The organism is Pseudomonas sp. GM74 (genome assembly GCF_000282455.1).
Lineage (GTDB): Bacteria > Pseudomonadota > Gammaproteobacteria > Pseudomonadales > Pseudomonadaceae > Aquipseudomonas.
On record NZ_AKJG01000003.1, the window covers coordinates 21,818 to 48,508 of the forward strand.

Genomic DNA, 26,691 nt, shown 5'->3' on the forward strand with positions numbered 1-26,691 from the left:
ATCAGCTCTTTTTGACCAGTCCGTAGATCACCAGCAACACAACGGCGCCCACCAGCGCACCGATGAAGCCTGCGCCTTGGCCAGCCTGATAGATGCCCAGGGCTTGACCGCCGTAAGTGGCCGCCAGCGAACCGCCGATACCGAGCAGGATGGTCATGATCCAGCCCATGCTGTCATCGCCCGGTTTCAGGAACCGCGCCAGCAGGCCGACAATCAAGCCGATAAAGATGGTTCCGATAATTCCCATGGCATTTCCCTCTGATTGATTGGCTATAGCCTAGCCAGACTTTGGCATCCTGCCATGAGAGAACGGCGGTCCCTGAATGGTTCCGCCGCTGCCACATGAAACTATTCGGCGATGAGCGCTTCGACCTTGAGGATCTGCGCGGTCAGCGTTTCGCGATCCGCACAACGCAGGTTGGCGTGACCGACCTTGCGGCCTACCTTGAAGGCCTTGCCGTAGTGATGCAGATGGCAATCGGCGATGGCCACGACCTTCTCGGTGTCCGGCACCTTGCCGATGAAGTTGAGCATCGCGCTCTCTCCAACCTTGGCAGTCGAACCCAACGGCAGACCGGCAACGGCCCGCAGGTGGTTTTCGAACTGGCTGCACTCGGCGCCTTCGGTGGTCCAGTGCCCTGAGTTGTGCACCCGGGGGGCAATTTCGTTGGCCTTGAGGCCACCGTCGACTTCAAAGAACTCGAAAGCCATCACGCCGACGTAATCCAGCTGCCTGAGCACACGGCTGGAGTAGTCTTCGGCCAGGGCTTGCAAGGGGTGATCGGTGCTGGCCACGGACAGCTTGAGAATGCCGCTTTCGTGGGTGTTGTGTACCAGCGGATAGAAGCGGGTTTCACCGTCGCGGGCACGCACTGCGATCAGCGAGACTTCACCGGTGAACGGCACGAAGCCTTCCAGCAGGCAGGCCACGCTGCCCAGCTCGGCAAAGGTGCCAACCACATCTTCTGGCGTACGCAGGACTTTCTGGCCCTTGCCGTCGTAACCCAGGGTACGGGTCTTGAGCACCGCCGGCAGGCCGATGGAGGCCACAGCGGCGTCCAGGTCAGCCTGGGACTGGATGTCAGCGAACGCCGGGGTAGGAATCCCCAGGTCCTTGAACATGCTCTTCTCGAACCAGCGATCACGGGCGATGCGCAGGGCTTCGGCGCTCGGATAGACCGGGACGAATTGCGAGAGGAACGCGACGGTCTCGGCCGGCACGCTTTCGAACTCGAAGGTCACCAGATCGACTTCATCGGCCAGCTGGCGCAGGTGATCCTGATCGCCGTAATCGGCGCGCAGGTGTTCGCCCAATGCGGCTGCGCAAGCATCCGGCGCCGGGTCCAGAAAAGCGAAGTTCATGCCCAGCGGAGTGCCCGCCAGCGCCAACATGCGACCCAACTGGCCGCCACCGATTACACCGATCTTCATCGTCAACAACCTCAGGCGATGCGTGGGTCTGGATTTTCCAGGACGCTGTCAGTCTGTTCAGCACGGAAGGTTTTCAGCACCGCATGGAACTGCGGGTGCTTGGCGCCAAGGATACTCGCCGACAGCAGCGCTGCGTTGATCGCGCCTGCCTTGCCGATGGCCAGCGTGGCAACCGGAATGCCCGCTGGCATCTGCACAATGGAAAGCAGTGAATCGACGCCCGACAGCATTGCGGATTGCACGGGTACGCCCAGCACCGGCAGGTGGGTCTTGGCCGCACACATACCTGGCAAGTGGGCAGCGCCACCGGCACCGGCGATGATCACCTCGATGCCACGCGCCTCGGCTTCTTCAGCGTACTGGAACAGCAGGTCCGGGGTGCGGTGGGCAGAAACCACTTTCACCTCGTAGGGGATGCCGAGCTTTTCCAGCATATCGGCGGTGTGGCTAAGGGTGGACCAATCGGACTTGGAGCCCATGATCACGCCAACCAGTGCACTCATCGTCGTGCCTCTTCTCTCTGGGCGCCCGCAGGCGCATCAAAAAACAACAAGCCACGCAGGATGCGTGGCTTGATTGTACGAATTATGGCCAGTCGTAACCGGCCGAAGGCCGCGCAGTATACCTCAATGAGGCAGATAAACAGCCCCTGTTGCGACCATCTGTCATCTGCCGCAAAGCCCCGATTTTATTGACTTTAAGGTCAATGGAATACACCTCGAATTTCCTGTGGGAGCGGGCTTGCTCGCGAAGAGGCCGGTGCATTCAACATTGATGTTGATTGATCCACCGCTTTCGCGAGCAAGCCCGCTCCCACATTGGGGTTTCATGGGATTCAGGAACCGGTCGTACCCTGTGCCGCTCCACCTTCCAGCTTGCGCCACAACAACCGCACATTCGCCTTGCGCACCAGCGCACAGCGATACAGGCGAATTTCCAGCGGCACGTGCCATTGCGGGCCGCCGCAGACCACCAGTTCACCGCGCGCCAGCTCGGCACGCACGCTCAACTGCGGCACCCAGGCAATGCCGAGGCCCTCCAGGGCCATGCTTTTCAGGCTGTCGGCCATGGCGGTTTCGTAGATGGTGGTGAAGCGTAGCGCCCGTTGACGCAGCAGCATGTTCACCGACCGGCCGAGAAACGCACCGGCGCTGTAAGCCAGTAGCGGTACGCTGCCTTCGCCTTCCAGATCGAACAGCGGTTTGCCGTCGGCATCCGCCGCGCAGACCGGCAGCATTTCGGTGTGGCCAAGGTGCAGCGACGGGAAGATTTCCGGGTCCATCTGCATCGCCGCGTCCGGGTCGTAGAACGCCAGCATCAGATCGCAGCCGCCTTCGCGCAAAGCATGCACGGCGTCGCCGACGTTGGTCGCCACCAACCGCGTGGCGATGTTCAAGCCTTCGTTGCGCAACTGCGCGATCCAGCGCGGAAAGAAACCCAGCGCCAGGGAATGCGCCGCCGCGACCTGCATCACTTCGCCCTGCCCGCCTTCCAGGTGATGCAGATGGCGCAGCACTTCGCCGAGCTGTTCGACCACGGTTCGCGCGGTGACCAGAAACAATTGCCCTGCCGCCGTCAGCTCCACAGGCGTGCGCGAACGGTTGACCAGGGTCAGCCCCAGCGCCGCTTCAAGGCTGCGGATTCGTCGGCTGAACGCTGGCTGCGTCACGAAACGCCGCTCGGCGGCCTGGGAGAAACTGCGGGTGGCAGCCAGGGCACTAAAGTCCTCCAGCCATTTGCTTTCCAGATTCATCACGCCCTCCCGGACACGCACCAATTTAGGTCACACGCTCGCCGTCAAGCCGGCGTCACACGGGCATTATGCCGAATGTGCATAGGCTAGTGTTTAACAGCATTGGCCCAAAATTTCGCACAAGCCTAGCATTCACAGCGTTCCGGCACAGACCGGGTCCATATTGAGATGATTTCTATCATGTCCTCCGCTGCATCATTCCGCACAGAAAATGACCTGCTTGGCGCCCTCGAAGTACCGGCTCAAGCGTATTACGGTATCCAGACCCTGCGAGCGGTGAATAACTTCCGCCTTTCGGGTGTTCCGATTTCGCACTACCCGAAACTGGTTGTCGGTCTGGCCATGGTTAAACAGGCCGCCGCTGACGCCAACCGTGAGTTGGGTCACCTGAGCGAAGCCAAGCACGCTGCCATCAGCGAAGCCTGTGCACGTTTGATCCGCGGCGACTTCCACGAAGAGTTCGTGGTGGACATGATTCAAGGCGGCGCTGGCACTTCGACCAACATGAATGCCAACGAAGTCATCGCCAACATCGCACTGGAGGCTATGGGTCACCAGAAAGGCGAGTACCAGTACCTGCACCCGAACGACGACGTGAACATGGCGCAGTCGACCAACGACGCTTACCCGACGGCAATCCGTCTGGGTCTGTTGTTGGGTCACGATGCCCTGCTGGCCAGCCTCGACAGCCTGATTCAGGCGTTCGCGGCCAAGGGTCAGGAATTCAACCACGTCCTGAAAATGGGTCGTACCCAGTTGCAAGACGCCGTGCCGATGACCCTGGGTCAGGAATTCCGCGCTTTCGCCACCACCATGGGCGAAGACCTGGCCCGTCTGAAGACGCTGGCCCCGGAACTGCTGACTGAAGTGAACCTGGGCGGCACCGCGATCGGCACCGGCATCAACGCCGATCCGCGCTATCAGGCCCTGGCTGTACAGCGCCTGGCCCTGATCAGCGGTCAGCCGCTGGTTCCGGCCGCCGACCTGATCGAAGCTACCTCCGACATGGGCGCCTTCGTGCTGTTCTCCGGCATGCTCAAGCGTACCGCGGTCAAACTGTCGAAGATTTGCAACGACCTGCGCCTGCTGTCCAGCGGCCCACGCACCGGCATCAACGAAATCAACCTGCCGGCGCGTCAGCCAGGCAGCTCGATCATGCCAGGCAAGGTCAACCCGGTTATCCCGGAAGCTGTTAACCAGGTGGCCTTCCAGGTCATCGGTAACGACCTGGCGCTGACCATGGCAGCCGAAGGCGGACAATTGCAACTGAACGTGATGGAGCCGCTGATCGCCTTCAAGATCTTCGACTCGATCCGCCTGCTGCAACGCGCCATGGACATGCTGCGCGAGCACTGCATCGTCGGTATCACCGCCAACGAAGCACGCTGCCGCGAACTGGTCGAGCACTCGATCGGCCTGGTCACCGCGCTGAACCCGTACATCGGCTACAAAAATGCCACCCGCATCGCCGGCCTCGCCCTTGAAAGCGGTCGCGGCGTGCTGGAACTGGTGCGCGAAGAAGGTCTGCTCGACGAAGCCATGCTCGCCGACATCCTGCGCCCGGAAAACATGATTGCTCCGCGTCTGGTGCCCCTGAAGGCATAACCCGACGCGTTACTTGTAGCACCGCTCACCAGGTCGAGGGACTAGACACCTCTCACCTTTTGAGGGCCTGGAGATCATTCTCCAGGCCCTTTTTTTTAACTGTTTGCCAGTGAAAACCGTATGTCTGGGGACTGACCAATGTGGGAGCGGGCTTGCTCGCGAAGGCGACGGCACATTCAACAATGATGTGTCTGATACACCGCTTTCGCGAGCAAGCCCGCTCCCACCCAGAGCAGCTCCCACATAGCCTGACAACAAAAATGTCAGGTGTTTCAAAGGCTTCGCTTCACCGAATGCACCACAACCGTGCAGACGGACGGCACTGTCATCGGTATAGTGCCGCCCCTCTTCGCATGAGCGGTCGGCGGTAGCGAGGCCTCAACCCATGCGAAACCCGAACTAATAACAAACCCGCGATATGAAACCGGGACGAACGTCGACCCGCCTGTTGTGCCGTGCGCCAGCGGGTGTAACTCGATGTGTCCGTCCGGCCAGCATTGTTGCTTACACAAAAAACAGCGAGGAATAATCCATGCTCGAAGTCATTAACGACTTCCTCTCAGGGAAAGTACTGATCGTGCTCATTGTCGGGCTCGGTAGCTACTTCACGATCCGCTCGCGTTTCGTTCAATTGCGTCACTTCTTCCACATGTTCGCGGTGTTCCGCGACAGCCTCAAAAGCAGCGCCGGGCAACTCAGTTCGTTCCAGGCCCTGATGCTCAGCCTCGCCGGCCGCGTCGGTGCGGGCAACATTGCCGGTGTCGGCATCGCCGTGACACTCGGTGGGCCTGGCGCGGTGTTCTGGATGTGGGTGACCGCACTGGTCGGCATGTCCAGCAGCTTCTTCGAATGCTCCCTCGGTCAGCTGTACAAACGCACCGACTCCGACGGCACCTTCCGGGGCGGCCCGTCCTACTACATCCAGCACGGTCTGCAGAAACGTTGGCTGGGCATGCTCATGGCGTTCCTGTTGCTGGTGACGTTCGGCTTCGCCTTCAACGGCCTGCAAGCCCACGCCGTGACGCACTCGCTGAACAACGCGTTCGGCCTCGACACCACTTACACCGGCATCGGCCTGGCCGTACTGCTCGGCCTCGTATTCATCGGCGGGATCAAGCGCATCGCCAAGGTCGCCGACCTGCTGGTGCCGGTGAAAACCCTGGTGTACATCGGCGTGACCATCTACGTGATCGTGCTGCAGTTCGACCAGGTGCCGGGCATGCTGATGACCATTGTCAAGAGCGCCTTCGGTCTGGACCAGGCCTTCGGCGGCCTGATCGGCAGCGCCATCGTCATGGGCGTGAAGCGTGGCGTATTCGCCAACGAAGCCGGCCTGGGCAGCGCGCCGAACGTGGCGGCGGTTGCGGCGGTCGAGCACCCGGTGGCACAAGGTGTGGTCCAGGCGTTCAGCGTGTTCCTCGATACCTTCGTGATTTGCACCTGCACCGCGCTACTGATCCTGCTTTCCGGTTTCTACACCCCGGGCTTCGAAGGCGACGGCATTGCCCTGACCCAGAACTCGCTTGCCGCCGTGGTCGGTGACTGGGGACGGATGTTCATCTCCGTGGCCCTGGCGTTGTTCGTGTTCACCTCGATCCTCTACAACTACTACCTTGGCGAGAGCAACCTGCGCTTTTTGATCGGTGAAAACCGCAAGGCGCTGATGGGCTATCGCGCGCTGGTACTGGTGCTGATTTTCTGGGGCGCCATCGAAAACCTCGGCACCGTATTTGCCTTCGCCGACATCACCATGACCATGCTCGCGTTCGTCAACCTGATCGCGCTGTTCCTGCTGTTCAAGGTCGGCATGCGCATCCTGCGTGACTACGATGACCAGCGCGCCGCTGGCATCAAGACGCCGGTGTTCGACTCCGCCAGGTTCCCGGACCTGGACCTGGATCGCCAGGCGTGGCCGGCCAACCCGCCTGCCGCCGTTCAGAATCAGGCTGAGCCGCAAGGTGTGACCGCAGCGCAACGCTGATCGGTAAAAAGCGGGCGCATCCCTTGCGCCCGTCAGCTAGAGTGCGCAAATCCATTGTGGGAGCGGGCTTGCTCGCGAAGGCGGACGTTCAGCCAACACCTGTGTTGAATGTGCTGACCTCTTCGCGAGCAAGCCCGCTCCCACAATGGCAGTCATTGTTTCGGAGAACTTCCATGAATTCGTCGACCTACCCTGCCGCCCAGCACGTCATGGTGCTCTACACCGGCGGCACCATCGGCATGCAGGCCAGCGCCAACGGCCTGGCTCCGGCGTCCGGCTTCGAAGCGCGGATGCGCGACTATCTGCACAGCCAGCCTGAGCTGGTGGTGCCGCAATGGCGCTTCCGTGAAATGTCGCCGCTGATAGACAGCGCCAACATGACCCCGACGTACTGGCAGCAGTTGCGTGAGGCGGTGGTCGATGCGGTGGATGTTCAGGGCTGCGACAGCGTGCTGATCCTGCATGGCACCGACACTCTGGCCTACAGCGCCGCCGCCATGAGCTTCCAGTTGCTCGGACTGCATGCCCGGGTGTGCTTCACCGGCTCGATGCTGCCGGCCGGCGTCACCGATAGCGACGCCTGGGAAAACCTCGGCGGTGCGCTGGTTGCACTGGGCCAGGGCCTGGCGCCGGGTGTGCATCTGTACTTCCATGGCGAACTGCTGGACCCGACCCGTTGCGCCAAGGTTCGCAGTTTTGGTCGTCATCCATTCAAGCGACTGGAGCGTCAGGGTGGCGGTGTGAAAGCCTCTTCGCTGCCAACAGCGTTGAACTACAACCAAGTAAAACAACTGGCGAAGGTTGCCGTGTTGCCGCTGTTCCCTGGCATCGGTGCCGAGATCCTCGATGGCCTGCTCGACAGCGGCATTCAAGGTCTGGTGCTGGAGTGCTACGGCAGCGGCACCGGGCCGAGTGACAACCCAGAGTTCCTCGCCAGCCTCGGCCGTGCTCGGGATAACGGCGTGATGGTGGTCGCGGTGACGCAATGCCACGAAGGCGGGGTTGAACTGGACGTCTATGAGGCAGGCAGTCGCTTGCGCGGTGTCGGTGTGCTCTCCGGTGGCGGCATGACCCGTGAAGCGGCATTTGGCAAGTTGCATGGGTTGTTGGGGGCGGGGCTTGAAACGGACGAAATCCGTCGACTTGTCGAACTCGACCTTTGCGGCGAACTGAGCTGACAAAACACAAAACCTGTGGGAGCGGGCTTGCTCGCGAAGACGACGGCACATCCAGCAGTGATGTGACAGGACGACCGCTTTCGCGAGCAAGCCCGCTCCCACAGGGGTCATCGGCACACAACTTGCTCCGCATTCCAGCATCCCAAGGCTGGAAGTCCTCATGCTCCACTCCCACCTCACCACCCTCAACGCGGTCTCCCTGGTACTCGATGCCTTCAAGGCACAAGGCTTGTCCAGCGAAGCGCTACTGGCCGGCAGCGGCATCAGTGCGGCGGATCTGAACCGGGCCGACACGCGCATCACCACCAATCAAGAGATGCAGGTCTGTGCCAACGCCGTTGCCCTCAAGCGTGACATCGGCCTGGAACTGGGTCGGCGGATGCACGTTTCCTGCTACGGCATGCTCGGTTACGCACTGCTCACCAGTGCCACCTTCGGTGACGCATTGCGGCTGGCGATACGCTATCCGGCGCTGCTGGGAACACTTTTCGAGTTGAGTCTTGAAGACGATGGCGAGCGCATCTGGTTCGCCGCCGCCGATTACCGCGAGAGCCCGGCCATGGCGGTGTTCAACGCCGAGTTCTGCCTGGTGTCGCTGAAAGTCACTTGCGACGACCTGCTTGGCCATCCTCTGCCCTTGCTCGGCGCACGCTTCGAACATGCCGCGCCCGACTACGAAGCGACCTACGCCGAACACTTCAACTGCCCGTTGCACTTCGGCGCGCGGAACAACGCCTTCGCCTTCGACAAGCGCTGGCTCGACCAGCCACTGCCGCTGGCCGATGTCATCACCCATCAAGCCATGGCCGAACGCTGCCGCAAACAGAACCTCGAATTCACCGGGCGCCAGGCCTGGCTGGGACGGATCCGCCAATTGCTCAGCGCGCAATTGAATGCGGCGCCCGGGCTGGAGGGGCTGGCCGGGCAAATGAACTGTTCGGCGCGGACCTTGCGCCGGCATCTCAAGGACATGGGTTGCAGCTATCAGGAGCTGCTCGACGAATTGCGCTTTGAGCAGGCCAAGCAAATGCTTTGCGAGGATCAATTGCCGATCTATCAGATTGCCGAGGCGCTGGGCTTCAGCGAGACCGCGAGTTTTCGCCATGCGTTCGTGCGCTGGAGTGGTGTCGCGCCGAGTCAGTTCAGGCCACACGGCTAACCCTGTGGGAGCGGGCTTGCCCGCGAAGAGGCCAGTACAACCGATACATCTCCATTGGCTGGAACACCGCTTTCGCGGGCAAGCCCGCTCCCACAGGTTTAACATTTCATGCACTCACCTGAAACTCAGCCGTGCAAGTAAGGGGCGAATTTCGGTCAAAAGTTTTGGCCATATCGATCCCCTTTTGGCCTTTCCTGCCGTTCTCCGAAATCGTCCGTGCCGCAAGACTGTGTTCAACCGAATCAGCCTGCGGAGAACAACAAAATGCTGACGATCTACTCGAACGATCACCACCTGCACCACGGCCGTTGTGAATTGATAGACGGGCAACTCAAGCCCTGCTTCGAAATGCCTTCACGTGCCGATCACGTGCTGGCACGGGTGCAAAATCAAAATCTCGGCCCTGTCGAAGCGCCGAAGGATTTCGGCCTCGGACCGATCGAACGCATCCACAGCCGCGACTACCTCGACTTCTTCAAGGGTGCCTGGGCACGCTGGACCGAATTCAACACCGACGGTGACCTGCTGCCCTACACCTGGCCTGCACGCACCTTGCGTGCGATCAAACCGACCAGCCTTCACGGCCAGCTCGGCTATTACAGCTTCGACGGCGGCGCCCCGATCACCGCCGGCACCTGGCAAGCGGCGTACAGCGCAGCACAAGTTGCGCTCACCGCCCAAGCTGAAATCCAGCGCGGCGCCCGTTCCGCTTTCGCCCTATGCCGTCCACCGGGACACCACGCCGCCAGCGATTTGATGGGAGGTTATTGCTACCTCAACAACGCGGCCATTGCCGCCCAGGCCTTCCTTGATCAGGGCCACAAGAAGGTTGCGATCCTCGACGTCGATTACCACCATGGCAACGGCACCCAGTCGATTTTCTACGAACGCAGCGACGTGCTGTTCACTTCGATCCATGGCCACCCGGAAGCCGAGTTTCCGTTCTTCCTCGGCTATGAAGACGAATTGGGCGAGGGCCCCGGCGAGGGCTTCAACTTCAACTATCCTCTGGCCGCAGGTTCGGGCTGGGACACCTGGAGCGCAGCGCTGGAACAGGCCTGCAAAGAGATCGAAAACTACGGCGCCGACATCGTCGTGGTCTCCTTGGGAGTCGACACGTTCAAGGACGATCCGATCTCGCAATTCAAACTCGACAGCCCGGATTACCTGGCCATGGGCAAGCGCATTGCGGCTCTCGGCAAACCGACGCTGTTCGTGATGGAAGGCGGCTATGCGGTAGAAGAAATCGGCATCAACGCCGTGAACGTTCTCGAAGGTTTCGAAAGCGCCCAATGAGGAATTAGAACAATGACAAGACTCAAGCGTTTGATCGTTCCTGCCCTGGGCGCCCTGGTGCTCAGTGGCGTTGCCCATGCTGAAGAACGAACGTTGCGTGTCTACAACTGGTTCGACTACATCACCCCCAAGGCTCTGGAAGACTTCAAGGCCCAGAACAGCCAGACCAAGCTGGTCTACGACATTTTCGACACCAACGAAGCACTGGAAGCCAAGTTGCTGACCGGCAACTCCGGCTACGACGTGGTGGTGCCGTCCAACGTGTTCCTCGCCAAGCAGATCGAAGCCGGCGTGTTCCAGCCACTGGACCGCAGCAAGTTGCCGAACTGGAACCACCTCGATCCCAAGCTGATGAAGCTGATCGAGGCCAACGACCCGGGCAACAAGTTCGCCGTGCCTTACATGTACGGGACCATCCTGATCGGCTTCAACCCGGACAAGGTCAAGGCCGTGCTCGGCGACAACGCGCCAGTGGACAGCTGGGACCTGATCTTCAAGGTAGAGAACATCAGCAAGCTCAAGCAGTGCGGCGTCGCCCTGCTCGACTCGCCCTCGGAGATCTTGCCGCTGGCTCTGCAACACCTCGGCCTGGACCCCAACAGCAAAAAGCCTGCGGACTACGACAAGGCTGAAGCGCTGCTGATGAAGATCCGCCCGTACATCACCTACTTCCACTCATCGAAGTACATGGCCGATATCGCCAACGGTGACATCTGCGTCGCGGTCGGTTATTCCGGCAGCTTCTCGCAAGCCGCCAACCGGGCCAAGGAAGCCAAGAACGGTGTGGTCGTCGACATGCGTTTGCCGAAGGAAGGCGCGCCGATCTGGTTCGACATGCTGGCAATTCCGAAGGGGGCGAAAAACCCCGAAGACGCCTACACCTTCATCAACTACCTGCTGCAGCCGCAAGTGATTGCACCGGTCAGTGACTTTGTCGGTTACCCGAACCCGAACAAGGACGCCACGGAACTGGTCGACCCGGCGATCCGCAACAACCCCAACCTGTACCCGACCGATGCGGCGATGGGCACGCTCTACACCCTGCAACCGCTGCCGCGCGATGCCGAACGTGCACGGACCCGGGCCTGGACCAAGATCAAGTCCGGGACTTGAGATCAGAAAAACCTCCTGCCGTTGTTGGCAGGAGGTTTTATTGTTAAAACTCAGGAAAGTTGTTGCAAATTTGTCACTTTGAAAGTTGCTTCAATTTCTTTGTAAGGCGATTCGTCAATCAATGTCACATTGAAAGAACCAGAGAACTCCTGTCGATTACCTTCACCACAAATATGAGCTCGACCAGACTCAGCAGGATACTCCAGAGTCGGCTCCCCGGCTTTTTCTATTATATAACCAATGGTGACTTTTCCATCGAGACTGACATCATACTCGCCGTCACCAAGATCGTCATCGGCCGCCACGGATATATATCGCCGATTATTTCCCTCATTAATGACCCCCACCACAATTTTGACACCAAAACTGATAAAACCTTGAACGTCGTCGGCGGTAAAGGCAACACCGTCAATCGATGCAGTGAAGTAGTCGTCCTTTACCTGCCGCAGGCCTTGGCACCTCGTTGCTTCCAGCGCTGCCTTCAGACACTTTGCGTGTAAGTGTTTCATAGAGTATTCCTTGATGAGTCCAAGCAAAAAATGCTCGAATTCAGGTCATGACTTCATAGGGTCGAATGATAAAAATCTTATAAAACGGCAATAAGAATACACGACAGCAATTATCGATTTCGCAAGCGCACACACTTCCTCCGTTACGCACCAATTATTTATGCGCATTGACGTGCTCGGTCAACCCTGAAAGTGTTTCATATAAATTTGTTACAACTAATACTTCGATATTTAACTATATAACCTGGCTACAACGTGGAGGGTTACCTGCCCCGAAAAAAGAGGCCACGGAACTGGTCGACCCGGCAATCCGCAGTCCGCGTCGTTATGTAAACCTCGCGCGCTTCAGTCCGCACGCCACACCGCCCGCAACCGTTGCAATGCCGCCTCGATCGCCTTTTCGGGCACCGCGGCAAAACCCAGCACCAGACCGGCGCGTTGATCCATCGGGGTTGCGGACTCCGGCAGCCAGTAACCGCTCAAGCCGTTGACCTCGACATCGACACTGCCCGCCAACTCAATCAACTCACGTTCACGTTCCACGCTGTCGACCAGTACTGTCATGTGCAACCCCGCGGCAACAGTGGGCAACTTGCCGATACCCGGAATATCCATAGGCCAACCATTGAGCAAGGCATTGCGCCGACTCAGCGCCGCCCGCCGCATGCGCCGGATGTGGCGCTGGAAATGCCCGGTCGCCATGAACTCGGCCATCACCGCCTGGGTGCTGACTTCAGAATGCCGTACGTCCACCGCGCGTCGTTGCGCAAAGACCTGCACCAGCCCCGGTGGCAGCACCAGATAACCGAGACGCAATGCCGGAAACGCGACCTTGCCGAACGTGCCGACATACAACACCCGCCCGTGACGATCGAGCGCAGCCAAAGGTGCCAGTGGCGCGCCGCTGTATCGGTACTCGCCATCATAGTCATCCTCGACGATCCAGCCTTGGGTGCGCTCGGCCCAGGCCAGCAACTCCAGGCGCCGCGCCAGGCTCATGACCACGCCGGTGGGATACTGATGTGACGGTGTGACATAGGTCAGCCGACAATCATCGAGCCCTGTCAGTTCGCTGCAATTGATGCCCTCGCTGTCCACTGCCACCCCGTGCAGTCGCGCCCCCGCCACGGCGAACGCATGCCCTGCCGCCCGATACCCCGGGTTTTCAATCGCCACACCGTCGCCCGGCTCCACCAGCAGCTGTGCACAAAGGCTGATTCCCTGCTGTGCGCCACTGGTGATCACAATTTGTTCAGCTGTGCACTGCATGCCCCGCGAGCTGCGTAGATACGCCGCGATCATCCCCCGCAAGCGCGCATCGCCTGCCGGGTCGCCGTAGCACAACTGCTGGAAATCCGGTTTACGCCAGAAAGCCGCATTCAGCTTGGCCCAGACCTCGAACGGAAACAGATCGAATGCCGGAACACCGACCCGAAAAGCCCTGGGCGGACCACTGGGCGGCATGGGTAAATGGTTCTTTTCAACGCGGGCCAAGGCGTCCCTGTGGGTAACTTTGCTGGATGAATCCACAGGCAAATCAAGCCAATTTGTGGATAAAGCTGTGGGTAAGCCTGTTGAAAACCCTGTGGATACTTTTGTGGATAGTTTTTTTGCCGGCAAGGTTGCCTGGGGTAATTGCGCAACGTAAGTCCCGTCGCCTACCCGTCCTTCGATAAACCCTTCGGCGTACAGCTGATCGTAGGCACGCACCACGCTGTTTCGGGAAATCGCCAGCGCGGCAGCCAGATCACGACTGGCCGGCAGACGCGTGCCGCTGGCCAGTCGCCCGTCCAGAACGCGTGCGCGCAATGCCTGGTAGAGCTGACGACTCAGCCCCTGACGACGATCAAGCTCGATACCCGCCGGGTTGAAGGTCAAGGACAGTGGTTCGCTAGTCATCGCAATGGACCTATGAAATTGGTCATTAATGGCTCTTACAACAGACCAATAGCCTGCCTAGGATGCAGGCATTCGCCAAGGAAAATATCTCCATGTACACGCCACGTGCTTTTGCCATCGACGAGTTGTCCCAACTGCATGAACTGATCCTCGCCACCCGCCTCGCCATATTGGTGACCCACGGTGAAAGTGGCCTGCAAGCCAGCCATGTACCTGTGCTGCTGCATTGCGAACAAGGTTCGAACGGCACGCTGTACGGGCATCTGGCCAAAGCCAATCCACAGTGGAAAGACCTGCGCGACGGCGCCGAAGCCCTGCTGATCTTTGCCGGTGCCGACGCCTACGTCAGCCCTGGCTTCTACCCGAGCAAGGCCGAACACGGCAAAGTCGTGCCAACCTGGAACTACATCGCAGTCCACGCCTATGGCCGAGCCGAAACCTTCAGCGATGGCGGACGGCTGCTCGACATCGTCAGTACCCTCACCGATCGTCATGAAGCTGGCCGCGCCCAACCGTGGTCAGTGGCCGATGCCCCCGCCGATTACATCGACGGCATGCTCAAGGCCATCGTCGGTTTCGCCATTCCCATCGACCGTCTGGAAGGCAAGCGCAAGCTCAGCCAGAACCGCAGCCCCGCCGACATCGACGGCGTGCGCAAAGGCCTGGCAGCCAGTCCCGACGTAACTGACCAAACCCTCGCCCAATTGATGCGCTAAGGAAATCACCATGAGTCAGATCGACATTCGCCAAGTCACCACCGGTGATCACGCGGCCTGGTTGCCGTTGTGGCAAGCCTACCTGCGCTTCTACAACACCGAACTGCCGCAGGCCGTTACCCAAAGCACCTGGCAGCGCATGCTCGACCCGAGCGAACCAACCCACGCCGCCCTCGCCTGGGCCGACGGTAAAGCGGTGGGCATGGTGCATTTCATCTACCATCGTTCGAACTGGGCCATCGAGAACTCCTGCTACCTGCAAGACTTGCTGGTGGTCCCGCAAACCCGTGGCACCGGCGTCGGCCGCCAGTTGATCGAGTTCGTCTACACCACGGCCAAGGCCGACGGCTGTAACAAGGTCCACTGGCTGACCCACGAATCCAACGCCACCGCGATCCAGCTCTACGAGCGCATCGCCGAACGCCCGGGTTTCATCCAGTTTCGCAAAGCCATCTAGGTTCAAGGAGAACACATGTCGATTTCACTCGCCGACTGGAAAGGCGTCCCGGCCCCCACGACCCAACTGATCGAAGGGCGTTACATCCGCCTGGAAAAACTCGACCCGGCGCGCCACGGCGACGACCTGTTCAACGCCCTGCAAGGCCCCGGCGCCGACCCGAAACTCTGGGACTATCTGCCTTACGGCCCCTTCCCGGAGCGCAGCGTCTTCAACGACTGGCTGAACAACCACGCGGCCAGCAGCGACCCGTATTTCTTCAGCGTGATCGACCGCGCCAGCGGCGAGGTCCAGGGCATTCTCAGCCTGATGTCCATCGTCCCGGCTCAGGGCCGCATCGAAATCGGCCACGTCACCTTCGGCGCCCCGATGCAGCGCTCGCCGAAAAGCACCGAGGCGGTTTACCTGTTGGCCAAGGAATCCTTTGCCCTGGGCTACCGTCGCCTGGAATGGAAATGCAACAACGCCAACGCCCGCTCCAAATACGCGGCCGAGCGCCTGGGCTTCAGTTTTGAGGGTGTGTTTCGCCAGCACATGGTGGTCAAGGGGCAGAACCGCGATACGGCGTGGTACTCGATCCTGGATTCCGAATGGCCGGCGATTGGGGCCGGGTTTGAGAAGTGGCTGAGTGATGAGAACCAGACGGGGTCGGGGCAGTTGAAAAGCCTCGTTGAGTGTCGCGGCTAAAAGAACCAAAAGCAAAAGATCGCAGCCTTCGGCAGCTCCTATAGGGTCGGTGTATATCCTGTAGAGCTGCCGAAGGCTGCGATCCTTTGCGTCAGCCCAACGCATCCAAGGCGTCACAACCGTCCTGAATCAGGATGTGCAATCGGAGCAGTTTCAGCTGATATCCCGTCGAATCCGCACCACACCCATTTTCAGTCCAAACGGACGGAACACTGCGTTCAAAGACTTCAGCGTCTGATTCCCTTCTGCATGTTCAATGTGCACCAGCGTGCGCACCGAGATTTTGCACATTTTGGCGAATTGGGTCTGGTGCAAACCGGTGACTTCGACTCGCAAACGGCGAACCGCTTCGCCTATTTCAAGAGTGCCCTGAGCCAAAGCCTCTTGAATGCTTTCTATGAGCACTGTGCGCTCAGCAACGGTCATGCTCATTTCAAGCCCCACTCTTTCAAACGTTGCTCCAGATTTTTCAATGCAATTTGTGGGTGATTCATTGTCTGTCCAGGCAGACCGCTGGCCGAGAGAATGTCGGGGAGTGCCATCAGGCGATTTGCATCGTCACGCAGGCGCTCAAATGAATCCTGCACGTCACTCAAAGCGGCTAATGGATCATCCGGATCAGCGATGTCGGCCAATGTACGGCACACCCCGCGCCAATCAACGTCACCCGCTCTCTCCAGTTCTTTTGGCCACTTGGTGGTCCGTGTCACACCTTCGTCGTCCATCACCATGGGTGCTAAATCATAAATGGGTGCAAGACGAAACGAGGTGTCATCACGGATGATTGCGATATTGCGTCCGTGGTTATCTGAGTTGCCGAGGATTTTGTTGATCAGATCCCGACGAAGATAATCGGCAACGAGATCCGGAATTTGATCCGCCTGCCCCGCCTCACGCCAAAGTCCTGCCAACAACCGGATAACGTCCATGTGGTCCAAAGCGCTACCCGCTGTCGTGATGTTTGCCAGCGAGTAGATTGACTCCACGGCAAAGCGCTCGACGCCTTGGTCGGTCACTTGACGGTCAAAACGCTGCATCCACAAGCTGGGTTTGGTCGCTTCTTCCAGTGCAAGCCCCTCGACGGCCACAGTCTCGATCCCCAGACTCTGGAGCGCCCTGTAATAGTGATACTCGCTTCTTAGGATTACCTGATCAGTTTCCAGCCCTTTGTTGCGGGCGAACTTCACAAACCAATGTTGAGTGACATCGGCGTCGTCAAGTACTGCATCCGGGTACAGTAGCCCCGCCTTGTTCTGGGCCAACAAAAGCTTCGGAGCCTCGCCACCTGCACCTGTTGCGCCACCAATGGCAGCCCCCTGCTCGTAGGCATACTCAAGAAATCGATTATTGCGACTGATGACGTCCTGGCGCTCAAAACCAATCGGCTCACGCTGATCCACTGCTTCGGCAGACGCCTTGACTCGCATATTTCCGATCGGCGCCGGCGTGCTTCTGGCCAGCAGGTAAAGGTCTGCACTTACGTCCGCGGGCTTGTCTTTGCCTATATGCGCTAAAAGGAACCTTTTGGCTGCCCCTGCCGGTGCAACATCATGTACAAATGCTGGCGCATTGGATCGTCTGCCATCCCAATCCAAAGGGAATCTCGCGCTCACTGCCTTGGCGAACGGAGTTCCAATATCTTCGTAATTTTCAAAAAGATACGTTTGCTGGTAGCCAAAACTGCAGCGACTTTCGAAGCCTTTTTCAGGGCTGTCGAAGCTCAAAATCATGGCGTCGTGCCAGTTTCCTGCCCAATAGATCTGTAGAGTCAGATCGTACATGTCGTCACCACCTGCATTTAATTGCATGTTCTCATGGCTGATTATCGCCTTGAACGCAATATAGTGCACATAAAGAGCGCAGGCACAGTGGCTATGTGTATTAAAATGCAGATCAAACCACTTGCGTGGCAAAAAAACGCAAAATAATGCAGATCCCGCCGAACCAATAGTTCGAAAGCCACAAAACCAGAAATTGCTTTACGGACGATGCCGGAAAAGTCGGTCGCGACAACAGGGGATGAGCGTCTGATCGCCAAATCCAGAGCATAAAAAAAGGGGAGCACATGCCCCCCCGAGGTTTAAAGCGTTGTATCGAGGCTGTTAACTCAGCCTTCGATCTCGATCAGGATCTCGCCCGGGTTCACCCGGTCGCCCTTGGCCACGTGAATGGCGGTGACTTTACCGGCGATGGCTGCCTGGACTTCGGTTTCCATCTTCATCGCTTCGGTGATCAACACAGCCTGGCCTGCCTTGACGGTGTCACCCTCCTTGACCAGCACGTCGACGATGTTGCCCGGCATAGTGGTGCTGACGTGACCCGGTGCAGTGGCTTGCTTGCGCTTGCTGCTGCCGCCGCCGACGAATTCGTTGAGCGGTTCGAACACCACTTCTTCCGGCATGCCGTCGATGGACAGGTAGAAGTGACGCTTGCCTTCGGCCTTGACGCCCACACCGGTGATGTCGACGCGGTAGGTTTCGCCGTGAACGTCGATGACGAACTCGGTCGGTACGCCTTCGCCACCAGCCGAGGCGACGCCGCCGGCTTCAGGAATCGGCAACAGCACTTCAGGTGTCAGGGTGCCCGCAGCACGCTCTTCGAGGAACTTGCGACCGATGTCCGGGAACATGGCGAAGGTCAGCACGTCTTCTTCAGACTTGGCCAGCGCGCCGATGTCGGCACGCAGTTTGGCCATTTCCGGCTTGAGCAGGTCGGCTGGGCGCACGTCGATCACTTCTTCGCTGCCGATGGCCTGGCGACGCAGTTGTTCGTTCACTGTGCCCGGCGCCTTGCCGTAGCCGCCTTGCAGGTACAGCTTCACTTCGTTGGTGATGGTCTTGTAGCGCTCGCCGGCCAGCACGTTGAAGAACGCCTGGGTGCCGACGATCTGCGACGTCGGGGTCACCAGCGGCGGGAAGCCGAGGTCTTCACGAACCCGCGGGATTTCGGCCAGCACTTCGCTCATGCGATTGAGTGCGCCCTGCTCTTTCAACTGGTTGGCCAGGTTGGAAATCATCCCGCCCGGTACCTGGTTGACTTGAACGCGGGTATCGACGGCGGTGAACTCGCTTTCGAACTGGTGATACTTCTTGCGCACGGCGTAGAAGTACAGACCGATCTCTTGCAGCAGTTCCAGGTTCAGGCCGGTGTCGAACTCGCTGCCTTTAAGGGCGGCGACCATCGACTCGGTGCCCGGGTGACTGGTGCCCCAGGCGAAGCTGGAGATTGCGGTATCGATGTGGTCGGCACCATTTTCGATGGCCTTCATTTGGCACATCGCAGCCAGGCCAGCGGTGTCGTGGGAGTGAATGAACACTGGCAGCGATTGTTCGGCTTTCAGGGCCTTGACCAGTTCGCCGGTGGCGTACGGGGTCAACAAGCCGGCCATGTCCTTGATCGCCACCGAGTCGCAACCCATGGCTTCCATTTGCTTGGCCTGGTTCACGAAGGCCTCGATGGTGTGCACCGGGCTGGTGGTGTAGGCGATAGTACCTTGGGCGTGTTTGCCGGCGGCTTTCACCGCTTCGATGGCCACGCGCAGGTTACGCACGTCGTTCATGGCGTCGAAGATGCGGAACACGTCGATGCCGTTGACCGCGGCCTTGGCGACGAAGGCCTTGACCACGTCGTCGCTGTAGTGGCGGTAGCCCAACAGGTTCTGGCCGCGCAGCAGCATTTGCAGGCGGGTGTTAGGCAGCGCCGCGCGCAGCTGGCGCAGGCGCTCCCACGGATCTTCTTTCAGGAAACGTACGCAGGCGTCGAATGTTGCACCGCCCCAGCACTCCAGCGACCAGTAGCCGACTTTGTCGAGCTTGTCGCAGATCGGCAGCATGTCTTCGGTGCGCATGCGGGTCGCGAGCAGCGATTGGTGGGCGTCGCGCAGGATAGTGTCGGTTACGTTTATCTTTTTAGAAACAGGGGGCTTGCTCATTGTTCTATTCCTCACAGGCCTGCGTGGGCGGCGATGGCGGCGGCGATGGCCAGGGCCAGCTCTTCGGGTTTGCGCTTGATCGAGTAGTTGGTCAGTTCAGGATGGCTTTCAACGAAGCTGGTGTTGAACTGGCCGCTACGGAATTCCGGATTGCGCAGGATTTCCTGGTAGTACGCGGCGGTGGTCTTGACCCCTTGCAGACGCATGTCGTCGAGGGCGCGCAAGCCACGGTCCATCGCCTCTTCCCAGGTCAGCGCCCACACCACCAGTTTCAGGCACATGGAGTCGTAGTACGGCGGGATGGTGTAGCCGGTATAGATCGCCGTGTCGGTCCGTACGCCGGGGCCGCCGGGTGCGTAGTAACGGGTGATCTTGCCGAAGCTCGGCAGGAAGTTGTTCTTCGGGTCTTCAGCGTTGATCCGGAACTGCAGGGCGAAACCACGGTGGTGGATGTCTTCCTGTTTCACCGAAAGCGGCAGGCCGGAGGCAATGCGAATCTGCTCGCGGACAATGTCGATACCGGTGATTTCTTCGGTGATGGTGTGTTCCACCTGCACCCGGGTGTTCATCTCCATGAAGTACACCTCGCCCTCGGCGAGCAGGAACTCCACGGTGCCGGCGTTCTCGTAACCCACGGCCTTGGCTGCGCGCACCGACAGGTCGCCGATGTAGGCGCGCTGTTCCGGGGTCAGTTGCGGGCTCGGGGCGATCTCGATCAGCTTCTGGTTGCGGCGCTGGATCGAGCAGTCACGCTCGAACAGGTGCACCACGTTGCCAAAGCTGTCGCCAAGAATCTGCGCCTCGATATGCTTCGGATTGACGATGCATTTTTCCAGGAACACTTCCGCCGAACCAAAAGCCTTGGTGGCTTCGGAAATGACCCGAGGGAAGGCTTGTTCGAGTTCTTCACGGCTGTTGCAGCGACGAATGCCGCGGCCGCCACCACCGGAAGTGGCTTTGAGCATCACCGGGTAACCGATGCGATCGCCTTCGGTGAGGGCTTCTTCGATGCCCGACACGTTGCCTTCAGTGCCCGGGGTCACCGGTACGCCGGCCTTGATCATGCTGCGGCGAGCTTCGGTCTTGTCGCCCATGCGGCGAATCACTTCTGCCGACGGGCCGATGAACTTGATCCCGCGCTCGGCGCAGATCTCCGCCAGCTCGGCGTTTTCCGAAAGGAAGCCGTAGCCGGGGTGCAGTGCATCGCAACCGGTTTCCACAGCCAGGTTCACCAGCTTGCGCGGGTTCAGATAACCGGCCAGCGGCTCGGCACCGATACTGTGGGCCTCGTCCGCACGCTTGACGTGCAAGGCATGACGGTCGGCATCGGAATAGATCGCGACCGAGCGAATGCCCATTTCGGCGCAGGCACGTACGATTCGTACGGCAATCTCACCACGGTTGGCGATCAGGATCTTTGTTATCACTTGGAGTTTCCCTTGAGCCGGTGGTACCCACGACCTGCTAGACCCAGGTCGACGCGTGACCAAATGTTTCAATTTGGTCGCAGGGCCACACTAGCGCCCACAAGGGATTAACAAAAATGAATAATAATTGGGTCGCGCATAAGTAAAGACTTATAGTTGAATCACCAGCCAGCGACGAGAGTGACCAGATAATGCGTAAGTCATTGATGCGTATGACTTTGCGGCAATTGCAGATCTTTAACGAGGTCTGTGATTTGCGGTCCTACAGCCGAGCGGCCGAGGAAATGTCGCTCACACAACCTGCTGTCAGCCTACAGATTCGTCAGCTGGAAGAGCTGATTGGCCAGCCTTTGTTCGATTACGTCGGCAAAAAACTCTACATGACCGAAGCCGCTGAAGCGTTACAGCGGGCCAGCCGGGATATTTTCGGACGCCTGGAAAACCTCGACATGCAGCTGTCGGACATGCAGGGCTCGTTGCAGGGGCAACTGAAACTGGCGGTGGAATCCAGCGCCAAATATTTCGTGCCGCACTTGTTTGCCGCATTCAAACGCCAGCACCCGGAAGTGAACCTGCAACTGACGGTGGTCAATCGCGGCCAGGTCATTCGGCGCCTGTCGGATAACCGCGACGACCTGGTGATCATGTCCATGGTGCCCCAGGACATGGGCCTGGAATTCCTGCCGTTTCTGAACAACCCGATCGTCGCCGTGGCACCACCGGATCACCCGCTGTGCCATATGGGGCCGCTGCGTCTGCAGGATCTCGAGCCCTACACACTACTTCTGCGTGAGCCAGGCTCCGGGACGCGGCTGGCGTGCGAAGAATACTTCAAAGAGAAGCGTGTGCACTTCAACCAGACTCAGGAAGTCTCGTCTGCCGAAGCCCAGCGTGAATGTGTACTGGCAGGTCTGGGCGTTGCGCTATTGACGCGCCACGCCCTGAACCTTGAGCTGGCAACCGGCGGACTGATCGAGTTGCCGGTCGAAGAATTGCCGCTCTACCGCAGCTGGTGTCTGGTGCAGGCCAAGGCGAAACGCCTGTCACCGGTGGCTCACGCCTTCCTGGCGTTTGTTCGTAGCGAACGGATTCAGATCAGCGCGCTGGTTGAGCGTTTCGACGGGAAGTCGAGGGAGATGACTGCCAGAAGTTGAGCTCCAGCTCTGGGAAATCGCCAATCTCGGCCAGAAGCTGACGACGTTCGCAGCGATCTTCGATGGCGCGGCGGAATTCCATGCGGCGCTGATCTTCTTGCTGACGACGGGTTTTGACAGCGCTGTTGCGTTCTTCGTAGGGCATGGCCATTTCGAGTCTCCCAAGGCGAGTACGGGAGTTTCAAGATAGGCGCGGGGGATGACGGTTTGGCGGCTTGGGCGTTACAGACTGATGAACCTTTGTTGGGCGCCGCTGCACCTGTGGCGAGGGAGCTTGCTCCCGCTCGGCTGCGCAGCAGTCGCACAATTTTGAGGCCGCTTCGGGAGCAAGCTCCCTCGCCACAGGGTCCGCGCCAGTCTTGAGATCAGTCGTCCAGTGCCTTCACCGACTTGGGCGACAACCGCAAACTGCGAAGGCTGCGCTTGACGCTCTTGAGGTGGTTGACCAGGCTCGGTCCGCGCGCCATGGCCACACCCATCGCCAGCACGTCGATCACCACCAGGTGGGCGATGCGCGAAGTCAGCGGCGTATAGATTTCAGTGTCTTCATGTACATCGATCGCCAGATTGACCGTAGACAGTTCGGCCAACGGGGTCTGGCTCGGGCACAGGGTGATCAACGAAGCACCGCTTTCGCGCACCAGATTGGCGGTGATCAGCAGGTCCTTGGAACGCCCGGACTGGGAAATGCAGATCGCCACGTCGGTTGGCTTGAGCGTCACGGCCGACATCGCCTGCATGTGCGGGTCGGAATACGCCGCAGCGGTGAGCAGCAAGCGGAAGAATTTGTGCTGGGCATCCGCAGCGACCGCACCCGAGGCGCCGAAGCCGTAGAACTCGACGCGCTGGGCCTGGGACATCAGTGTCACCGCCCGCTGCAACTCCAGTGGATCGAGTTTCTCGCGAACCTCCATCAGCGTATGCAGGGTGGTGTCGAAGATTTTCAGGCTGTAGTCGGCGACCGAATCGTCTTCGTGAATCGCAAACTGGCCGAAACTCGCACCTGCCGCCAGGCTCTGGGCCAGCTTCAGTTTCAGGTCCTGAAAACCGGAACAACCAATGGCACGGCAAAAACGCACGATGGTCGGCTCGCTGATGCCCACGCTGTGGGCCAGGTCGGCCATGGAGCTGTGCATCACGGCCGCAGGATCAAGCAGCACGTGGTCGGCGACCTTGAGCTCCGACTTGCGTAACAGGTGGCGAGACTGGGCGATGTGTTGCAGCAGATTCAAAGGGCTGGACTCTTTGTTATTGGCAGGTGCCGGGGATGTAGCACGCTTGTAGTTATACTACATGAATTGGCTTTTTGCCTGCTCAATGCGTTACCGAATCCCTCGATTTCACGTGCCCGGGCTTCATGTAGCACTCTGGCGCCTGTCCAGGTGCACCGAGTGCACGTTTTAAAGGACAAAGCGCCTTACGTATCCCCCTCAGCTTGCGGCTTGCGCGTGCAGCAAACCTGCCAACGCCTCGGCCTCGACCGGGCGGCTGATCAAATAACCCTGTACTTCATCGCAGCACTCGGCTTTCAGGAACTCAAGCTGCTCTTCCCGCTCCACCCCTTCTGCCACGACCTTAAGTTTGAGACCGTGAGCCATGGCAATGATGGCCCGGGTAATCGCCGCGTCTTCGCTGCCCTCCCCCAGGCCACGGATAAACGCCTGATCAATCTTCACGTAATCCACGGGGATTCGTTTGAGATAGCTCAGGGACGAATAACCGGTGCCAAAATCGTCAATGGCCAATTTCACCCCGAGATCACGCAACTGCTGGAAGGTTGCAATGATGTGTTCGACACTGTCCAGCAACTGGCTTTCGGTGAGCTCCAGCTCCAGATAGTGCGACGCCAGCCCGGTTTCCTCCAGCACCTGGCGCACCAGACTGACCAGCTTGCCCTGACGCAGTTGATGCACCGACAGATTGACCGACACCCGTATCGGCTCAAGCCCCTGGCGCTGCCATTCACAGGCTTGCCAGCAGGCCTGACGCAACACGAACTCACCGATCGGGCCGATCAATCCGGTCTCTTCAGCCAGGCCGATGAAATCCCCCGGCGGCACCCGGCCCATGGTCGGATGATCCCAACGCACCAAGGCTTCGGCGGCATTCAACCTGCCAGTGGCCAGGCACAGTTTCGGTTGGTAAAACACCTTCAGTTGTTTGTCTTCGATGGCTTTGCGCAGGTGGTTTTCCAACTGCAATCGCTCCAGCGTGCTGGCCTGCAAGCTGTCGGTGTAAAACTGGAAATTATCGCCACCCAGGTGTTTGGCGTGCTGCATCGCCATGTTCGACTGACTGACCAATGCCGATATTTCCCGCGCGCTGTCCGGCAACAGGCTGATGCCCATCGACGCGCTGACCACCAGTTCATGCCCGTCAATGGTCACCGGCAGACGCAACTTGTTCGCCAGACGAGTCGCCACCCGGGCCAGGCTCGAAAGGTTGCCGTAGGCGTTGAACAGCACGGCAAACTCATCACCGGAAAGGCGCGCAATGGTGTCTGCTTCAGGCAACGCATTCACCAGTCGCCGGGCCATTTTCTGCAACAACTGGTCGGCGACTTCATGCCCCAGGCTGTCGTTGAGTTGCTTGAACCGGTCAAGATTGATGTGCAGCAACGCCAGGCTGCGGTAACCGCCCTGTCGCACTCGTTGATGAGCCTCGCTGAGTCGTTCGCGAAACATCGCGCGGTTGGCCAGACCGGTAAGCTCATCGTAATGGGTCAGATAGCGCATTCGCTCTTCGGATTCTCGGCGGGCCGAGAGATCAGCGAAGAAGCCCACAATATGGCTTACATTTCCCCGGGTATCGCGCACGGCATTCAGTTGCAACCATTGCGGATACATCTCGCCGTTCTTGCGGGTCTCCACCAATTCGCCCTGCCAACTGCCTTGCTGCTCCAGCGCCTGATGTATTGCAGCGTAATGCCGACGCGCATCGCGACTGCATGGCAACTCAACGACATTGCGCCCGATCATGTCGTCGATGTCATAGCCGGTCACCCGACTGAAGGCCTGGTTGATCGCGATCAGGACGTAGTTCGGATCGAAAATCACGATCCCTTCGCTGGCCGCCTCGAACACGGTCGCCGCCAGTTGCCGCTGCTCTTCCAGGCTTTTGCTGGCGCTGATGTCGCGGCGAGTGCCGACCATGCGAATCACCCGGCCGTTGTCGGCACGCTCGACTGCCCGCCCGCGGTCTTCGATCCAGACCCAGTGACCGTCGCCATGGCGCACGCGATACTCGATTTGATAGTCCTCGGTGCGACCCTTCAAATGCTCGACCAGCGCCCTTTTCAGCGCAGGAAGATCCTCAGGATGAAGGCGCGGCTTGAGGTGGCGCAGTAATGCGGTGACCTGCTCCGGCTCCAGGCCGAACAATTCCTGAATCTGCGTGTGATGGACTTCGTCGGTTTGCAGGTTCCAGTCCCACAACCCCAACTCGCTGGCCTTCAATGCCAGCGCCAGACGCGCCTCACTCTTGCTCAGTGCCTGGTTGGCGGCGTCCAGTTCCAGGCTGCGCTGAGCGACTCGGTTTTCCAGGTCGACCTGGATCTCTCGCAACTCGTCCTCGGCACGTCGGCGCTGTTCTATCTCCTTGGCCAGCTTCTGATTGAGCTGATCACTGCAACTTTGCGCCTGCTGTAGATGCTCGATCAGCGCCTGGTTCTGAAAGCGTCGCATCAAGCCCCGATCGATCAATCGATTGACTTGCCAGGCAACCACGCTCAATGCACCGAGCAGGATCAGCCCGAACCAGCCCCAGCCCTGCTGCTGTTCGTCAGCCCCCCAGAACATATAGGCGATGGCCGGTAACAGGCAGGGCAAGGTGAATGACAGAAATGCCGGCAAGCTGACCGCATAAGCCACGCTGGCCGAGAGCGCTGCGGCACCGATGAGGCCGAAGACCCAGGCTTGCTGAATGAAGTTATCGGCGGGAACCAGAGCGATGCCGGCACCGGCCAGGGTCAGACCAGTGAGGCCGGAGCCCAGCAAAAACATCCGTCGCCAAATGGGATGGGCCTGACGGTTGGGAATGGCCGAATCGAAGGCCGCGACCTGAATCACCCGCAATGCCACCAAAGACAACAACCACACCAGCCAGACACTGACCAGGAAATAGCGCTGCGGGCTCCAGAGCAAACCGGCACAGACCAGGCCATTGATCAGCATGAACAATGTGGGCAGCAACGAGCCTTGATACAACAGGCGCGTGCGCTCGACCGCCATTTCCATGGCGTACTGTTTACGGATCACCCGAGGCTCCACAGTGGGGCCCGACAGGTCGAAGCTGAGGGTCATAGGCGATGTTCTTGTTCTTATAATGATGAGCATGGGCCCGAAACTGCTCGGAGCATACACAAGCAATTGCCCGGACCAAACTGCTGCTGATCAA

Annotated in this window: 23 protein-coding genes; 10 read left to right on the plus strand and 13 right to left on the minus strand. The window is 59.4% G+C overall.

Annotated elements, in window-relative coordinates; genetic code table 11:
• Position 1 precedes the first annotated feature (1 nt).
• From PMI34_RS26360 to PMI34_RS26345, 4 genes are all read right to left on the minus strand, one after another.
• Entirely contained in the window at positions 2-247 is a 246-nt protein-coding gene (locus tag PMI34_RS26360) for a GlsB/YeaQ/YmgE family stress response membrane protein (RefSeq protein ID WP_007971735.1), read from the minus strand.
• 101 nt (positions 248-348) lie between these two features.
• Entirely contained in the window at positions 349-1,431 is a 1,083-nt protein-coding gene (locus PMI34_RS26355) for a 5-(carboxyamino)imidazole ribonucleotide synthase (RefSeq protein WP_008045546.1), read from the minus strand.
• A gap of 11 nt (positions 1,432-1,442) precedes the next feature.
• Positions 1,443-1,934: a 5-(carboxyamino)imidazole ribonucleotide mutase gene (purE, locus tag PMI34_RS26350; RefSeq protein WP_007971731.1), complete on the minus strand. Its 492-nt coding sequence runs from the start codon at positions 1,932-1,934 to the stop codon at positions 1,443-1,445.
• A gap of 332 nt (positions 1,935-2,266) precedes the next feature.
• Entirely contained in the window at positions 2,267-3,184 is a 918-nt protein-coding gene (locus PMI34_RS26345; RefSeq protein WP_008045548.1) for a LysR substrate-binding domain-containing protein, read from the minus strand.
• A gap of 180 nt (positions 3,185-3,364) precedes the next feature.
• On the opposite strand from PMI34_RS26345, the gene aspA reads away from it, so the two are divergent.
• The 6 genes from aspA (at position 3,365) to PMI34_RS26315 (ending at position 11,516) form a co-directional block, all read left to right on the plus strand.
• On the plus strand, positions 3,365-4,789 hold the full coding sequence (aspA, locus tag PMI34_RS26340) for an aspartate ammonia-lyase (protein ID WP_008045549.1): 1,425 nt from the start codon (positions 3,365-3,367) through the stop codon (positions 4,787-4,789).
• Positions 4,790-5,321: 532 nt separating this feature from the next.
• Positions 5,322-6,770, plus strand: coding sequence for an alanine/glycine:cation symporter family protein (locus tag PMI34_RS26335; RefSeq protein ID WP_008045551.1), 1,449 nt, complete (start codon positions 5,322-5,324; stop codon positions 6,768-6,770).
• Positions 6,771-6,943: 173 nt separating this feature from the next.
• The gene (locus PMI34_RS26330) at positions 6,944-7,948 is read left to right on the plus strand and encodes an asparaginase (protein WP_008045552.1); all 1,005 of its coding nucleotides are present in this window, start codon (positions 6,944-6,946) and stop codon (positions 7,946-7,948) included.
• 160 nt (positions 7,949-8,108) lie between these two features.
• Positions 8,109-9,107 carry an AraC family transcriptional regulator gene (locus PMI34_RS26325; RefSeq protein ID WP_008045555.1) on the plus strand — a complete coding sequence of 333 codons (999 nt, stop codon included), beginning with the start codon at positions 8,109-8,111 and terminating at the stop codon, positions 9,105-9,107.
• A 264-nt stretch (positions 9,108-9,371) separates the two neighbouring features.
• Positions 9,372-10,403, plus strand: a complete 1,032-nt coding sequence (locus PMI34_RS26320) for a histone deacetylase family protein (RefSeq protein ID WP_008045558.1) — start codon at positions 9,372-9,374, stop codon at positions 10,401-10,403.
• 12 nt (positions 10,404-10,415) lie between these two features.
• Positions 10,416-11,516 (plus strand): polyamine ABC transporter substrate-binding protein, encoded by a 1,101-nt coding sequence (locus PMI34_RS26315; protein WP_008045560.1) that lies wholly within the window; start codon positions 10,416-10,418, stop codon positions 11,514-11,516.
• Between the two features lie 50 nt (positions 11,517-11,566).
• Here PMI34_RS26315 and PMI34_RS26310 read toward each other — a convergent pair whose 3' ends face one another.
• A complete protein-coding gene (locus PMI34_RS26310) occupies positions 11,567-12,025 on the minus strand; it encodes a hypothetical protein (protein ID WP_008045562.1) in 459 nt (152 codons plus the stop codon).
• Between the two features lie 345 nt (positions 12,026-12,370).
• Complete coding sequence (gene pdxR / locus PMI34_RS26305) at positions 12,371-13,924, minus strand: MocR-like pyridoxine biosynthesis transcription factor PdxR (RefSeq protein ID WP_008045570.1); 1,554 nt, start codon at positions 13,922-13,924, stop codon at positions 12,371-12,373.
• Positions 13,925-14,016: 92 nt separating this feature from the next.
• On the opposite strand from pdxR, the gene PMI34_RS26300 reads away from it, so the two are divergent.
• Genes PMI34_RS26300 through PMI34_RS26290 form a run of 3 tightly spaced genes read left to right on the plus strand, consistent with a single transcriptional unit; the run spans position 14,017 to position 15,784 of the window.
• Positions 14,017-14,640: an FMN-binding negative transcriptional regulator gene (locus tag PMI34_RS26300; RefSeq protein ID WP_008045571.1), complete on the plus strand. Its 624-nt coding sequence runs from the start codon at positions 14,017-14,019 to the stop codon at positions 14,638-14,640.
• 10 nt (positions 14,641-14,650) lie between these two features.
• Positions 14,651-15,097 carry a GNAT family N-acetyltransferase gene (locus tag PMI34_RS26295; RefSeq protein WP_008045572.1) on the plus strand — a complete coding sequence of 149 codons (447 nt, stop codon included), beginning with the start codon at positions 14,651-14,653 and terminating at the stop codon, positions 15,095-15,097.
• A gap of 15 nt (positions 15,098-15,112) precedes the next feature.
• Positions 15,113-15,784 carry a GNAT family N-acetyltransferase gene (locus PMI34_RS26290; RefSeq protein WP_008045573.1) on the plus strand — a complete coding sequence of 224 codons (672 nt, stop codon included), beginning with the start codon at positions 15,113-15,115 and terminating at the stop codon, positions 15,782-15,784.
• Positions 15,785-15,937: 153 nt separating this feature from the next.
• Here PMI34_RS26290 and PMI34_RS26285 read toward each other — a convergent pair whose 3' ends face one another.
• The 4 genes from PMI34_RS26285 to PMI34_RS26270 form a co-directional block, all read right to left on the minus strand.
• A complete protein-coding gene (locus tag PMI34_RS26285; protein ID WP_008045574.1) occupies positions 15,938-16,216 on the minus strand; it encodes a helix-turn-helix domain-containing protein in 279 nt (92 codons plus the stop codon).
• Entirely contained in the window at positions 16,213-17,565 is a 1,353-nt protein-coding gene (locus PMI34_RS26280; RefSeq protein WP_008045575.1) for a HipA domain-containing protein, read from the minus strand. Before PMI34_RS26280 ends, PMI34_RS26285 begins: the two co-directional genes overlap by 4 nt.
• A gap of 326 nt (positions 17,566-17,891) precedes the next feature.
• The gene (oadA, locus tag PMI34_RS26275; protein WP_008045576.1) at positions 17,892-19,715 is read right to left on the minus strand and encodes a sodium-extruding oxaloacetate decarboxylase subunit alpha; all 1,824 of its coding nucleotides are present in this window, start codon (positions 19,713-19,715) and stop codon (positions 17,892-17,894) included.
• Positions 19,716-19,726: 11 nt separating this feature from the next.
• Positions 19,727-21,142, minus strand: coding sequence for an acetyl-CoA carboxylase biotin carboxylase subunit (locus PMI34_RS26270; protein WP_008045577.1), 1,416 nt, complete (start codon positions 21,140-21,142; stop codon positions 19,727-19,729).
• A 191-nt stretch (positions 21,143-21,333) separates the two neighbouring features.
• Here PMI34_RS26270 and PMI34_RS26265 point away from each other — a divergent pair, with 191 nt between their 5' ends.
• Positions 21,334-22,296, plus strand: coding sequence for a LysR family transcriptional regulator (locus tag PMI34_RS26265; protein WP_007989625.1), 963 nt, complete (start codon positions 21,334-21,336; stop codon positions 22,294-22,296).
• On the opposite strand, the gene PMI34_RS27755 is transcribed toward PMI34_RS26265, so the two are convergent.
• From PMI34_RS27755 to PMI34_RS26255, 3 genes are all read right to left on the minus strand, one after another.
• Complete coding sequence (locus PMI34_RS27755; protein WP_007989628.1) at positions 22,238-22,447, minus strand: PA3496 family putative envelope integrity protein; 210 nt, start codon at positions 22,445-22,447, stop codon at positions 22,238-22,240. The genes PMI34_RS26265 and PMI34_RS27755 overlap by 59 nt on opposite strands.
• 214 nt (positions 22,448-22,661) lie before the next feature.
• The gene (hexR, locus tag PMI34_RS26260) at positions 22,662-23,528 is read right to left on the minus strand and encodes a transcriptional regulator HexR (protein ID WP_007954250.1); all 867 of its coding nucleotides are present in this window, start codon (positions 23,526-23,528) and stop codon (positions 22,662-22,664) included.
• Between the two features lie 198 nt (positions 23,529-23,726).
• Positions 23,727-26,597, minus strand: a complete 2,871-nt coding sequence (locus tag PMI34_RS26255; RefSeq protein ID WP_008045578.1) for an EAL domain-containing protein — start codon at positions 26,595-26,597, stop codon at positions 23,727-23,729.
• Positions 26,598-26,691 lie beyond the last annotated feature (94 nt).

What these genes read in the sequence shown, in the direction of transcription:
- PMI34_RS26255 (WP_008045578.1), bottom strand. Translation starts at nt 26,597, where the DNA reads ATGACCCTCAGCTTCGACCTGTCGGGCCCCACTGTGGAGCCTCGGGTG.
- PMI34_RS27755 (WP_007989628.1), bottom strand. Translation starts at nt 22,447, where the DNA reads ATGGCCATGCCCTACGAAGAACGCAACAGCGCTGTCAAAACCCGTCGT.
- PMI34_RS26310 (WP_008045562.1), bottom strand. Translation starts at nt 12,025, where the DNA reads ATGAAACACTTACACGCAAAGTGTCTGAAGGCAGCGCTGGAAGCAACG.
- purE (WP_007971731.1), bottom strand. Translation starts at nt 1,934, where the DNA reads ATGAGTGCACTGGTTGGCGTGATCATGGGCTCCAAGTCCGATTGGTCC.
- aspA (WP_008045549.1), top strand. Translation starts at nt 3,365, where the DNA reads ATGTCCTCCGCTGCATCATTCCGCACAGAAAATGACCTGCTTGGCGCC.
- PMI34_RS26265 (WP_007989625.1), top strand. Translation starts at nt 21,334, where the DNA reads ATGCGTAAGTCATTGATGCGTATGACTTTGCGGCAATTGCAGATCTTT.
- PMI34_RS26345 (WP_008045548.1), bottom strand. Translation starts at nt 3,184, where the DNA reads ATGAATCTGGAAAGCAAATGGCTGGAGGACTTTAGTGCCCTGGCTGCC.
- PMI34_RS26315 (WP_008045560.1), top strand. Translation starts at nt 10,416, where the DNA reads ATGACAAGACTCAAGCGTTTGATCGTTCCTGCCCTGGGCGCCCTGGTG.
- PMI34_RS26280 (WP_008045575.1), bottom strand. Translation starts at nt 17,565, where the DNA reads ATGTACGATCTGACTCTACAGATCTATTGGGCAGGAAACTGGCACGAC.
- PMI34_RS26330 (WP_008045552.1), top strand. Translation starts at nt 6,944, where the DNA reads ATGAATTCGTCGACCTACCCTGCCGCCCAGCACGTCATGGTGCTCTAC.
- PMI34_RS26290 (WP_008045573.1), top strand. Translation starts at nt 15,113, where the DNA reads ATGTCGATTTCACTCGCCGACTGGAAAGGCGTCCCGGCCCCCACGACC.
- PMI34_RS26335 (WP_008045551.1), top strand. Translation starts at nt 5,322, where the DNA reads ATGCTCGAAGTCATTAACGACTTCCTCTCAGGGAAAGTACTGATCGTG.
- PMI34_RS26295 (WP_008045572.1), top strand. Translation starts at nt 14,651, where the DNA reads ATGAGTCAGATCGACATTCGCCAAGTCACCACCGGTGATCACGCGGCC.
- PMI34_RS26325 (WP_008045555.1), top strand. Translation starts at nt 8,109, where the DNA reads ATGCTCCACTCCCACCTCACCACCCTCAACGCGGTCTCCCTGGTACTC.
- PMI34_RS26320 (WP_008045558.1), top strand. Translation starts at nt 9,372, where the DNA reads ATGCTGACGATCTACTCGAACGATCACCACCTGCACCACGGCCGTTGT.
- PMI34_RS26285 (WP_008045574.1), bottom strand. Translation starts at nt 16,216, where the DNA reads ATGAGCATGACCGTTGCTGAGCGCACAGTGCTCATAGAAAGCATTCAA.
- oadA (WP_008045576.1), bottom strand. Translation starts at nt 19,715, where the DNA reads ATGAGCAAGCCCCCTGTTTCTAAAAAGATAAACGTAACCGACACTATC.
- PMI34_RS26300 (WP_008045571.1), top strand. Translation starts at nt 14,017, where the DNA reads ATGTACACGCCACGTGCTTTTGCCATCGACGAGTTGTCCCAACTGCAT.
- PMI34_RS26360 (WP_007971735.1), bottom strand. Translation starts at nt 247, where the DNA reads ATGGGAATTATCGGAACCATCTTTATCGGCTTGATTGTCGGCCTGCTG.
- pdxR (WP_008045570.1), bottom strand. Translation starts at nt 13,924, where the DNA reads ATGACTAGCGAACCACTGTCCTTGACCTTCAACCCGGCGGGTATCGAG.
- PMI34_RS26355 (WP_008045546.1), bottom strand. Translation starts at nt 1,431, where the DNA reads ATGAAGATCGGTGTAATCGGTGGCGGCCAGTTGGGTCGCATGTTGGCG.